The sequence below is a fragment of the Pseudomonas sp. PDM19 genome (genome assembly GCF_014852215.1).
Taxonomy (GTDB): Bacteria; Pseudomonadota; Gammaproteobacteria; order Pseudomonadales; family Pseudomonadaceae; genus Pseudomonas.
In genome coordinates this window covers 884,698-896,319 of sequence record NZ_JACVBG010000003.1, presented here as the reverse complement: position 1 = coordinate 896,319, position 11,622 = coordinate 884,698, and the positions used below count along the sequence as shown (strand labels likewise).

11 protein-coding genes are annotated in these 11,622 nt (G+C 67.7%); 2 read left to right on the top strand and 9 right to left on the bottom strand.

The window, feature by feature from the left end; genetic code table 11:
* Positions 1-71 precede the first annotated feature (71 nt).
* A complete protein-coding gene (locus IB273_RS20080; protein WP_045209875.1) occupies positions 72-536 on the bottom strand; it encodes a glycine zipper 2TM domain-containing protein in 465 nt (154 codons plus the stop codon).
* Between the two features lie 195 nt (positions 537-731).
* On the opposite strand from IB273_RS20080, the gene IB273_RS20075 reads away from it, so the two are divergent.
* Positions 732-968, top strand: a complete 237-nt coding sequence (locus IB273_RS20075; protein ID WP_138212550.1) for a hypothetical protein — start codon at positions 732-734, stop codon at positions 966-968.
* On the opposite strand, the gene IB273_RS20070 is transcribed toward IB273_RS20075, so the two are convergent.
* From IB273_RS20070 to dinG, 6 genes are all read right to left on the bottom strand, one after another.
* The gene (locus tag IB273_RS20070) at positions 953-2,092 is read right to left on the bottom strand and encodes a glycerate kinase (RefSeq protein ID WP_192224855.1); all 1,140 of its coding nucleotides are present in this window, start codon (positions 2,090-2,092) and stop codon (positions 953-955) included. The two genes, IB273_RS20075 and IB273_RS20070, sit on opposite strands and share 16 nt — an antisense overlap.
* 173 nt (positions 2,093-2,265) lie before the next feature.
* A complete protein-coding gene (gene pdxH / locus IB273_RS20065; protein WP_081517743.1) occupies positions 2,266-2,913 on the bottom strand; it encodes a pyridoxamine 5'-phosphate oxidase in 648 nt (215 codons plus the stop codon).
* 108 nt (positions 2,914-3,021) lie between these two features.
* Positions 3,022-3,834: an OmpA family protein gene (locus IB273_RS20060; RefSeq protein ID WP_081517742.1), complete on the bottom strand. Its 813-nt coding sequence runs from the start codon at positions 3,832-3,834 to the stop codon at positions 3,022-3,024.
* Positions 3,835-4,078: 244 nt separating this feature from the next.
* Positions 4,079-5,224, bottom strand: a complete 1,146-nt coding sequence (locus IB273_RS20055) for a serine hydrolase domain-containing protein (RefSeq protein ID WP_192224854.1) — start codon at positions 5,222-5,224, stop codon at positions 4,079-4,081.
* A 118-nt stretch (positions 5,225-5,342) separates the two neighbouring features.
* A complete protein-coding gene (locus IB273_RS20050) occupies positions 5,343-7,625 on the bottom strand; it encodes a beta-galactosidase (protein WP_192224853.1) in 2,283 nt (760 codons plus the stop codon).
* A 79-nt stretch (positions 7,626-7,704) separates the two neighbouring features.
* Complete coding sequence (dinG, locus tag IB273_RS20045) at positions 7,705-9,849, bottom strand: ATP-dependent DNA helicase DinG (protein ID WP_081517739.1); 2,145 nt, start codon at positions 9,847-9,849, stop codon at positions 7,705-7,707.
* Positions 9,850-9,971: 122 nt separating this feature from the next.
* Between dinG and IB273_RS20040 the strand changes: the two genes are divergently transcribed.
* Positions 9,972-10,436, top strand: a complete 465-nt coding sequence (locus tag IB273_RS20040; protein WP_192210064.1) for a CopD family protein — start codon at positions 9,972-9,974, stop codon at positions 10,434-10,436.
* A gap of 64 nt (positions 10,437-10,500) precedes the next feature.
* On the opposite strand, the gene IB273_RS20035 is transcribed toward IB273_RS20040, so the two are convergent.
* Together IB273_RS20035 and IB273_RS20030 are read right to left on the bottom strand one after the other, a co-directional pair.
* On the bottom strand, positions 10,501-11,265 hold the full coding sequence (locus tag IB273_RS20035) for a collagen pro alpha-chain precursor (RefSeq protein ID WP_081517737.1): 765 nt from the start codon (positions 11,263-11,265) through the stop codon (positions 10,501-10,503).
* On the bottom strand, positions 11,258-11,545 hold the full coding sequence (locus IB273_RS20030; protein ID WP_081517736.1) for a DUF1145 domain-containing protein: 288 nt from the start codon (positions 11,543-11,545) through the stop codon (positions 11,258-11,260). Before IB273_RS20030 ends, IB273_RS20035 begins: the two co-directional genes overlap by 8 nt.
* Positions 11,546-11,622 lie beyond the last annotated feature (77 nt).

Genomic DNA, 11,622 nt, shown 5'->3' with positions numbered 1-11,622 from the left:
GCGCGCGACAGCCGGGTCGACTGTCGCGCGCTGGGTTTCGCTGGCTGCCCCGGGCGGGCAGCCGTTGCCGGTCAGTGAGCGACGCGGCTGGTACCGTTGACGGTCAGGATGCGCACGCGCTCGCCGACGCGGAACACGGCGCCTTCGTCAACCTGCTGGACGTAGGCGCGGGTGCTGCCGTCGTCTTCGCGGACGGTGATTTCCACACCCTGGGTGCGGGTCAGGCCTTCTTCGGTGGCCGCACCGAGCAGGCCGCCGGCTACGGCACCGATGATGGCAGTGACATAGCTGCCCTTGCCGCCACCGATGGCGCTGCCGCCGATACCGCCAACGGCGGCGCCGGCAACGGAGCCGATGGGAGTCTTGGTGCCTTCGATCTTCACCGGGCGCAGGGCCTGGATGGTACCCATGCGAACGTTCTGCACGGTGCGTGCTTCTTCACGGGTGTAGGTGTCGCCGGTCAGGCTGGACTGGCAACCACCGAGGGTCATGGCCAGGGCCGCGAAAGTCACGGCGATCAGGGCAGTTTTACGCATTAGGGAACCTCCGAGTAGGGCTACGGCTATTAGACTCCGACGGCAGCCCGCCTGTCACGCCAGGTCATGAAACATGCTGATCTCGATTCAGCTTTCGTACAGTTTGTGCCAGATCGTCGGAAAACGCCTGCCCTGGCTCAGTTTTTCGTGCAGCACGATGGGTTAGCCTTGCAGCCGCAGAAGGAGCAGCCGTTCATGGACTATTTCATCATCGTCGTCACCACCGCCGCCGGCCTGTATTTCCACTGGTGGATCTACTGGCGCATCCGCCGCTGGATGGACCGCGACCTGGCGCTGTCGCTGGCGGGCGATGACCCGCAGAAACGTATCTATCTGTTGCAGCGCCTGGCCGACGCCAAGCGCGAGAAAGTGAAGCGGCGCGACCTGCCCGACTGGCTGCAGCGCGCCGCCGACGCCTACCGCGCGGCCTGAGCCAGCGACCAGAAGCGCGCCAGCGCCTCGGCGCGGTTTTCCAGTTCCTGCGCCGCCCGAGCGCAGGCATCGGCCAGGGTGATGGGCCCCGGCGCCAGGCTGAACGCCGCTTCGATCCCCGCTTCACGCAATTCGGCCAGCCCTTCGCCGACGCTGCCCGCCAGCGCGATCACCGGCACACCCGTGCGCCGGGCGACATGAGCCACGCCCACCGGCGTCTTGCCGTGCAGGCTCTGGCCATCCAGCCGCCCTTCCCCGGTGATGACCAGCGACGCGCCGGCCAGCGACGCCTCCAACTCCGATAGCTCGGCAATCAGCTCGATGCCCGGACGGAAGCGCGCCTTGAGGAAAGCCCGGCAGGCGAAGCCCAGGCCACCCGCGGCACCGACGCCGGGGAACAGGCTGTGATCCTGCCCGAGTGCGAGCGCAGCGACTTCAGCGAAGCGTTTGAGTGCGGCATCCAGCTGCTGCACCTGCGCCGGATTCGCACCTTTCTGGGGGCCGAAGACGGCCGAGGCGCCGTGGGGGCCGCAAAGGGGATTGTTCACGTCGGCGGCCACTTCGACCTCGACTGAGGCCAGTCGCGGATCGAGGCTCGACAGCTCGATGCGCTCCAGTTCCGCGAGCCGCGCGCCGCCGGCGCCCAGCTCCTGGCCCTGGCCATCGAGGAAACTCACGCCCAGCGCCTGCAGCAGGCCCAGGCCGCCGTCGTTGGTAGCACTGCCGCCCAGGCCGATGATGATCTTCTTCGCACCTGCATCCAGCGCTTCACGGATCAGCTCGCCGGTGCCACGACTGGTGGTGCGGGTGGCGTCGCGCTGCCCTTCCGGGACCCAGTGCAGGCCACTGGCGGCGGCCATCTCGATCACAGCGGTGGCGTCCTCCAGCCAACCCCAGTGGGCTTTCACCGGCTGCTCCAGCGGGCCGCAGACATCCAGCTCGCGGCGCTCGCCCGGCCGCGCCGCCAGCACCGCGTCCACCGTGCCTTCGCCGCCGTCGGCCATGGGCCGCAGCAGGGTTTCGTCGCCAGGCCGCGCGCGCAGCCAGCCACGGGAAATGGCCTCGGCGACCTCGGGGGCGGAGAGGCTTTCCTTGAAGGAGTCGGGAGCGATGACGACTTTCATGGGGGACAGGTCCGTTGTGCGGGAGGATGAAGGGCATCCTACACCGCGCGACAGACAGACATGGTTCGGTAGGAGCGAGCTTGCTCGCGAACCGCCTCAGCGAGACCTGGTTCGCGAGCAAGGACTGGGCAGCCCCTCGGTCCTACAAAAAGCGCATCGGCACAACCAGCGAATCAGGGCGCCAGGCGCTCGCGCACCCAGGCTCCATTTTCGTGGCGGTAGTTGAGGCGATCGTGCAGGCGGCTCGGGCGGCCCTGCCAGAACTCGATGCGGCTCGGCAGCAGGCGGAAGCCACCCCAGAAGTCCGGGCAGGACGGTGCCGTGTCGGCAAAGCGTTGCTCGGTCTCGGCCAGCAGTTGCTCCAGCTCGCCACGGCCGTCGATCACCCGGCTCTGCGGCGAAGCCCAGGCACCCAGGCGACTGCCCAGCGGGCGCACACGGTAGTAGGCAGCGGATTCTTCGCTGGAGACCTTCTCGACCCGTCCCTCGATGCGCACCTGGCGTTCCAGGGCCGGCCAGAAGAAGGTCATGGCCGCGCGCGGGTTTTCCCCGAGCTGCTGGCCCTTGGCGCTTTCGTAGTTGCTGAAGAAGGTGAAGCCGCGCTCGTCCAGGCCCTTGAGCAGGAGCACGCGGCAGTGCGGCTGGCCGTCGGCGTCCGCGGTGGCGAGCATCATCGCGTTGGGCTCGACCGGCAGTTGCTCGGTCTTCACCGCGTCCTCGAACCACTGGTTGAACAGGCTGAACGGTTCGGCGGGCGCCTGGGTCTCGGTCAGTCCGTCACGGGTGTATTCGCGGCGCATATCGGCCAGGGTCTGGGCCATCGGAAATCTCCTGCAGAAGAAGTCCCTAAGCTTATCCAGAGTTGCGCCTTCGCGCTTGATCCACGACAAGCGTCATTCCAGCGGGAATGACGCTTGTCGCACAAGGGATCAGTTGGCCTGGGCGAGTGCCAGCAGGCTGGTGCGCTGGGTCACCAGCACTTCGACGCGGCGGTTCAACGCGCGGCCTTCGGCGCTGGCATTGTCGGCGCGCGGCAGGCTGGAGCCGACGCCCTTCAGACGCAGGCGATCGGCGCCCAGGCCGCTCAGGCGGAAGATCGAGGACACCGCCTGGGCACGCTGCAGGCTGACCTTGTCGTTGAGCGCCTTGTCGCCCGAGCTGTCGCTGTGGCCGAGCACCAGCACGCCGCTTTCCGGATCGTTCTGCAGCATCTTCGCCACGTTGCCCAGCGGCGCCAGGGTGATCGGCAGCAGCAGTTCAGGACGCTTGGGGTTGAAGGAGCCTTCCACCGGCGCGATCAGCACCAGGGCGTTCTCGCGGCGCTCGACGGTGAACTTGCTGCCTGCAACGGCGGCACGCAGGGACTGCTCATGCTGGTCCAGCCATTCCTTGCTGACCTTGGTGTCCTGCGGCTTGGCCGCCTTCTCGGCGCCCGGCTTGCTGTCGCTCACGCCGAACGGCCACCACCAGTGGCCACCGGGCTGCTGGCTGCCAGCGGCGGCGATCTTGGTCGCTTCGACGGGCTTTTTCTCCGGCGCGGGGGCCGCAGCGCTCACTTCCTCGTCGCCACCGAAGGGCCACCACCAGTGGCCGGTGCCGGGCTTGGCGGCAGCTGCAGCGCTTTCCGTGGTTTTCGCCGGGTCCTTGGCCTGATCCTGAGACTGGAACTGGCTGCAGGCGGAAAGACCGACGCACAGCGCAAGGGTGGAGACTTTCAGCGAATTCGAGAACAGCAGGTTCATGGGAGCGATTCCATAAAGTCGGAACATGAAGAGAGGCCGGGTGCAGCTGGCAGGCAGCGGCACCCTGACTTCAGCAATCAGCTTAAGAGTTGTACATAACTTACTCAGTTGGAACGAGATTTTAATCCCGAACTGACGAGCGGCGCATAGCTGTGCGCAGGGGAAGACCGTCGCGACCAGCGCGACGGCAATTGCGGACGACCTTAAGAAGGCGCAGCGGGAGGAAGGTTCCTCCCGCTCGTCGTTACAGGCAGTCGCCGGCGAGGCGGGCCAGGCGCTGGGCGCGCGGGTCCATCAGCACATAGGGGCCGAGGGTGTTGACGACGAAACCCAGCGCCAGCTCGCGCTCGGGATCGGCGAAACCGATGGAGCCACCGGCCCCCGGATGCCCGAAGGCCTGCGGGCCAAGGCCGTAGGTGGCGTTCGCCACGCTCGGTTGGTCAAGCATGCAACCCAGCCCGAAACGCGTACAGGTCAATAGAGTTCGATCCTCGCCAACGGCATGCTCGCGGGTGAGTTCGGCCAGCAGCGCTTCGTCCAGCAATTTGCCCTGCAGCAGGCCCGTGTAGAAACCGGCCAGCGAGCGCGCATTGCCATGGCCGTTGGCCGCCGGCTGCGACATGCGCCGCCATTCGGGCTTGTTGGTGCTGGTGAGCACCGAAGGCGGATTGGTGAAGGCGCGGGTGGAGAGCGCGGCGGCGTCGGTCATCATGGTCCGCAACAGGCGTTGCGCGGCAGCGTCCCCCAGGTTGCCCTTGCCCCGCGCGATGTGCGCGACGCGGTGGAATTCGCTGTCATCCAGGCCGATATGGAAATCCAGCCCCAGCGGCTCGGCGGTGCGCGCGATGATGGCGGAGCCCGGCTCGCGACCGTCGACACGACGGATCACTTCGCCGATCAGCCAGCCGTAGGTAATGGGGGCGTAGCCGTGTTCGGCGCCCGGCGTCCACCAGGGCGTCTCGGCAGCCAGTGCGGCGGTCATGCTCGACCAGTCATACAGCGCCTCGGGCGCCAGCGGCTCGCGGATCGCCGGCAGGCCCGCGCGATGGCAGAGGAGCTGACGCACGGTGATTCCCTGCTTGCCGGCCTGCTCGAACTCCGGCCAGTAGCGCGCCACCGGGGCGTCCAGTTCCAGCCGGCCCTCGCCCACCAGTTGCAGCGCGGCAACGGCGGCGAAGGTCTTGGTGCAGGAGAACAGGTTGAGAAGCGTGTCGGCCTGCCAGTCCTGGCCCGGCTCCTTGCCCGCGCTGCCGGCCCAGAGATCGACCACGGTTTCGCCGCCGACCTGGATGCACAGCGCTGCGCCGCGCTCCTGTGGGTCTTCGAACAGCGCACTGAAGGCGTCGGCAACGGGGGTGAAGCGCGGATCACAGTGGCCGTTCAGGGTCATTTCAGGCTCCGGAAATGCACATACTCAGGGACGGAAAGTGCGGAAGACGCCATTCTTTCAGCGCGTTCCGCCCCTGGGAACCCTGCCGAAGGCGGGGTGTGGCTTCACGAATGATGGATCATTGCTCCGAGGCCTGTTCCTCGTCGTCGCTGTCGTCCCCGGCGGGCGCGGCTTTGGGCTGCGGTTCCGGCGCCACCTTGGCGGCGGCGCGGGCCTGTTCGTCGATGCCTTTGAGCGTCTGCTGGTTGGCCTTGCGCACGGCGTCGACGAAGCCGGTGAACGGCAGGTCGGTGATGCCGACCAGGCCGATGTGACCATTCTCGCCGTCGAGCAGGCGGCCGGTCACCGGCTGGTCGAGGTACTGGAACCAGTGCGCGCCGACGATGTTCGGCTCCTTCGCGGCCTCGGCGAGGAAGCGCTGGTACGCCTCGCCACGCTGCTGCTCGTTGTACACCTCGGCGACACCGCCCCAGAACGGCCCGCGATCGCGGGAGCCGAAGTGGAATTCGGTGATCAGCACCGGCTTGTCCAGGCTGCGCACGTAGTTGGCGTCGAACCCCTGCTGCGGCAGCGGCACGTAGAGGTTGAAGCTGAGGATGTCGCAATACTGCGCACAGGAGGCCAGTGCTTCCGGCGTGCTGACGGCGAAACGCGGGCCGAGCAGCAGGTGGTTCGGCGCGTGCCACTTCAGCGAGTCCTTCAGGGTCTTGAAGTACTGGTCGGCGTACAGCCGCAGGAAGGCGCTGTAGTCCTGGGCGATGGCCGGGTGCGCCTCGCTCGGCACCGGTGCCTGGTAGCCCGGCGCGTCCAGGTCCTCCCAGGAGCCCAGCTGCACGCCCCAGGCCTCGGCGAGCTGCTCGTGATCCTCGTACTTGTCCTTGAGCTGCTTGATGAAGGCACGCTTGGCCGGGCTGTCGGTGGACAGCTTGAGCGTGCCGAAAGCCAGGGCGAAGTGCGCCTGGTCATCGTCGCCACGGCCGGCCCAGGCCAGTTCGTTGTCGGCGTAGTAACCCAGCAGCCAGGCATCCTCGCGGTGATCGCGGGCGGCGATGGCGATGGCGCGCTCGGCGGCCATGGCGAAGCGCGGGTCGAACGGATCGGGCATGGCGCCCCACCAGTCGTAGCCGGTGCTGACAGTGGCGTAGTCGCCGCTGATGGACAGCGGCACGCTGTACGGCATGCGCGGATCGTCGGCGAAGGCCGGATCGCTCCAGTCGCCCAGGGTGTTGAAGCCCCAGGAACCGAGGCGCTGCACGGTGCGTTCGCGCCAGGCGACCGCGGCGGCGTCAGCGCTCAGGCCACCGTCGGCACGGAAGCGGTTGGCGGCGTAGAAGTCGAACCAGCGGCCGTTGCCGAACGCGCGGCCCTGCTGGGCGCCGACGCCACTGCGGTCATCGCGCTGGCCATAGAAGGCGGCCAATGGCTCGTCCTCCTTGGGCAGGCTGGCGAACATGTACTCGCGGCCTTCCACGTAGGTCTGGCTGCTGTCGGCGTTCACCGCGTTGACGCCCATGGACCAGAACGAATGCCCTTCCGGCGTCACCAGCCACCAGCGGCCGTTGCGCTTTTCGGTGCGGAAGAAGCCGGTGCCTTCGAAGGCCGGGCCGTCCAGCAGGCCACCAAAGGCGTCGCGACCGGGCGCCGGCTGCCACTTCTTCAGTTGCTCGCCTTCGGCTTTCCAGGCGCTGGCCAGTTGCTCGGGGCTCTTCACCTTCTCCTGCCAGTCGCTGCGGGTGGACTGGCCGAAAGCGTCGACAATGCCGGAGTAGGCCTTGTGGTACTCGTCATTGCCGGCGCGGGTGCCGAAGCGGCCGACGAGGATGTCCTGCGCCGCCTTGGGCGCGGTGAGGAACAGCTTCACCGCGCCGACCTGGCTGCGGTTCAGCTCGCCGGTAACCTTGCTCGCCAGCAGCAGGCGCTGGCCGTCCTGGGTGACGGGCATGGGCACGCCGGCACGCATGCCGAAGTCTTCCGGGGCGATGGCGTGCAGCGGGATCACCAGCGTCTGCGCCGGGCCCGGCGGCAGGGCGATGCTTGCGCGCAGGCCGGGAGCGCCGGCGACGCCTTCGATTTCCACTTCCAGGGTGATGGCCCAGTCCATGGCGTTCTGCAGGCGCAGGCTGACACTGTCGGCCTGGGACCAGTCCCAGCTGCCGCTGGAAGGCGCGAGACGCAGGGTCGGTTGCGGCGCGGGGTTGAAGTTCACCCGACGCAGGATTTCGCCCTCAGGCGTGGCCTCGGCGGTGGAGCTGGGCAGGTCGGCGTTCTGCGTGGTGACGCTGACCACGGCCATCGGCTTGACGAAGTTGAAGAGGGTTTCATTGCCGCCAGCCGACCAGGCCGGGGCGCTGGCGATGGCCAGGCTGAGCAGCAGAGGCAGATGCCAACGCATCGATGTCATGGATTCGAGTCCTTGCAACACGCCCGCCGGGCGGCGGGCGTTCGTTTGACAGCAAGCGCGGGAGCTCGCTCCCGCACACTCAAGCGATTTCTCGGCGGAATGGGGGTAACGCGTTCAGGATGGCCTTGCCGTAGCGCTGCGTCACCACGCGGCGGTCCAGCAGGGTGATGGTGCCGCGGTCCTGCTCGGTCCGCAGCAGGCGGCCGCAGGCCTGCACCAGGCGCAGCGAGGCGTCGGGCACGGCGATCTCCATGAAGGGATTGCCGCCGCGCGCCTCGATCCATTCCGACAGCGCCGCTTCCACCGGGTCATCCGGCACGGCGAAGGGAATTTTGGCGATCACCACGTGCTCGCAATAGGCACCAGGCAGGTCCACGCCTTCGGAGAAGCTGGCCAGGCCGAACAGCACGCTCGGTTCGCCATCGTCGACCCGCGAACGGTGCTTGTTCAGGGTTTCCTGCTTGGACAGGTTGCCCTGGATCAGCACGCGCTTGCGCCAGTCGCGGTCCAGGCCGTCGAAGACTTCCTGCATCTGCTTGCGCGAGGAGAACAGGATCAGCGAGCCGCGCGAGCCTTCGACGATCTCCGGTAGCTCGCGGATGATCGCCGCGGTATGGGCGGCCGCATCGCGCGGGTCGGCCTTGAGGTCGGGCACGCGCAGCACGCCGGCGTCGGCATGGTGGAACGGGCTCGGCACCACGGCGGTAACGGCGGCGCGCGGCAGGCCGGCGCGCATGCGGTAGCGGTCGAAGGTGCCCAGCGCCGTGAGGGTTGCGGAGGTCACCAGCACGCCGTAGGCCACGTTCCACAGGTTGCGGCGCAAGGTCTCGGCGGCGAGGATCGGGCTGGCGTTGGCCTCGATGTCATAGAAGGTGCCGCTCTCGGCGAGGGTCAGCCAGCGCGCCATGGGCGGGCTGTCTTCCGGGTCCTCGCAGGTGAAGGCGGTCCACAGCTCCCAGTTGCCCTGGGCGCGGGACAGCAGGCTGCCGAACAGCGGGTACCACTCCTCGGCCTGGTGGCTGGCGATACCGACGCTGCCCTCCCCGTCCATGGCTTCCTTGAGCAGTTCGGTGAGGCGGGTGAAGAGGTCGGTGAGCTTGGAGAAGCCCTTCTTCAGCTCGATGCCCATCTCGCGGATGTGCTCGGGAATCACCCCGCCCTCGAAGCGATGGCGCGGCCGCTCGCGGCCTTCCATGTCCTCGCCGGCGCGGAAATCGCCGACCTCCTCGCAGGCGGTGAACATGAATTGCTGGTGCGTGCGCAGCTCGCGGGCCAGCTCCGGCACCTGCTCGATCAGGCGGCCGAGGTCACCCGGCAGCGGGTTCTGCGCCAGCAGCTTGGTCAGGTTCTTCTCCACCTGACCCAGCCAGTCGGCGGTGGCGCGCAGGCGGGTGAAGTGGGCGAAATGGCCGATGGCCTTGTCCGGCAGGTGGTGGCCTTCGTCGAACACGTAGAGGGTGTCGCGCGGGTCCGGCAGGATCGCGCCGCCACCCAGGGCGAGGTCGGCCAGCACCAGGTCATGGTTGGTGACGATCACGTCGACCTTGGTCATGCCTTCGCGCGCCTTGTAGAAGGCGCACTGCTGGAAGTTCGGGCAATGGCGGTTGGTGCACTGGCTGTGGTCGGTGGTGACCTGCGCCCACTGCGCGTCCTCGATGGCCTCGGGCCAGGAGTCGCGGTCGCCGTCCCAGCGGTTGCCCGCCAGGCGCTCGATCATCTGGTTGAACAGCTTGGTGGAAGTCTCGTCCACGTCGATGCGGAAACCTTCCTCCTCGAACAGCTGGGCGGTGGCGCTCTGCGCCTGGCCTTCCTGCAGCAGGTGGTCGAGCTTGGACAGGCACATGTAGCGCCCGCGCCCCTTGGCCAGGGCGAAGCTGAACGACAGGCCGGAGTTGCGCAGCAGGTCGGGCAGGTCCTTGTGGACGATCTGCTCCTGCAGGGCGACGGTGGCGGTGGCGACGACCAGGCGCTTGCCGGCGGCCTTGGCGCAGGCGATGGCGGCGAGGCTGTAGGCGACGGTCTTGCCGGTGCCGGTGCCGGCTTCCACGGCGACCACGGCGGCATCGCCCAGGCGATGGCCTTCCTCGTCGCTGGCGATGGTCCCCAGGACCTTGGCGACTTCGGCGATCATCAGGCGCTGGCCGTAGCGCGGCTTGAGTTCCTTGGCCTCGAGGAAACGCGAGTAGGCGCCCTGGATCGTGGCCTTGAGTTCGGTGCTGAGCATGGACTTCCCGGGCCCCGGAGCGTGCCTTGAGGACACATCCGGATGCTGGATAAATTTTCAGTGGTTCGAATCGGCGGCTATGATAGCGCGCTTGACTTCAATCGCCAGCGGAGATCGTCCGAATGACACCCTTTGCCTTCATCTACGCCCTGCACGTCCTGGCCGCCCTGGTCTGGGTGGGCGGCATGTTCTTCGCCTGGATGATCCTGCGCCCGGCCGCCGTCGCCGCGCTGGAGGCGCCGCCCCGGCTGAAGCTGTGGCTGGAGGTGTTCCCGCGCTTCTTCCGCTGGGTGTGGGCCGCGGTGATCCTGCTGCCGGTGACCGGCGTGGGCATGCTGCACCTGAGCTTCAACGGCATGGCCGGCGCGCCGCGTTATGTGCAGGTGATGATGGGCCTCTACGTGGCGATGCTCGCGCTGTTCCTGCGCATCCAGGCGCTGCAACTGCCGGAGCTGCGCCGCGCGGTGGGCGCCGAGGACTGGCCGGCCGGCGGCGCCGCGCTGGGCAAGATCCGCAAGACCGTGGGCCTGAACCTGCTGATCGGCATGGCGCTGGTGGCTTTCGTCGCCGCGCGTCCGCACTGGTAAGACCCGCACGGCCAAGAAAAAAGCCCGCTGGTTGCCGGCGGGCTTTTTTTTCAGGCACGTCGTTTCAGAAGCGTTTTACGTCCAGGCGGCCTTCGCTACCTTTCGCCCCTTCCGCACCGCCGCTGCCTTCCGCGCCGGGCTTCTCACCCGCCACCGAATAGAACCAGCAGCCCTTCTCGCTGCTGCGCGGGCCGGCCTTGCCGGGCTTGCCGCCAGCTCCGCCTGCGCCGCCTTCCAGGCGAACCCTGACCTTCGCGACATCGAACTGCTCGGGTACTTCCAGACGCACCACGCCGCCGGACGCGCCGGTCTGGCCGTCGGCGCCGTTCTGGCCATTGCCGGCGGACTTCCCGCTGCCCCACAGGCAACCGGACGTCTGCGCGCTGCCGCCATCCAGGCCGTCATAGCCCGGCGCGCCGACACCACCACGGACGTCGATCAGCAGGTTTTCCACCGCCACATCCTGTAGCCGCAGTACCAGGTTGCGGCCGCCGCTGGCAGGCTTCTCGAAGCTGCCGGAACTGCCTTGCGCGGCGATCACGCTGCCGTCGGCGAGGCTGCCGTGCTGCACTTCGATCTGCAGCGCATCGTTGCCGGGGAACACGCCGATCCGCGCATTCTTCGCCAGATCCAGCTCGCCGATCTTCAGCTCCTTGACCCGCGAAGGGATCAGCAGCGCGCCTTCCGGGCCGACGCTGATACGGTCCAGGCTCAGGCTCTCGCCCTTCACCGGCAGGCGCAGCACGGTATTGGCCTCCACCGAGACAGTGCCGGCGGCCGAACACGCCAGCGGGGCGAACAGCGCCAGGCCCAGCAACGACTTACGCATGGGTATCTCCTTCTACTTTTGCGGATGCCGGCTGCGGCAGGGTAGCGAAATGGAAGACGCCGAACAGCAGGATCTGCAGGCGGTCCATGCCCGGATGCGGGCGGCCCTGCAAACGCTTGCGCAGCGCCACGACTTCGAGAATGTGGATCAGCAGGATCAGCGCGCCCGCCGCATTGAGCAGCAGCGCGAAGGGATGTGCGAAGGGTTGGATCAGGTTGGCCAGCACCGCCAGCCAGAACAACAGGGCAATCAGTTTGCCCAGCCCCAACAACGCTTTCATGAAGTGCCCCCGTGTTTTTCTTTGCCGGGGAACATACGCCTCTGCTCCGCCCTGTGCCAGTGGCAACCGGGAATGAC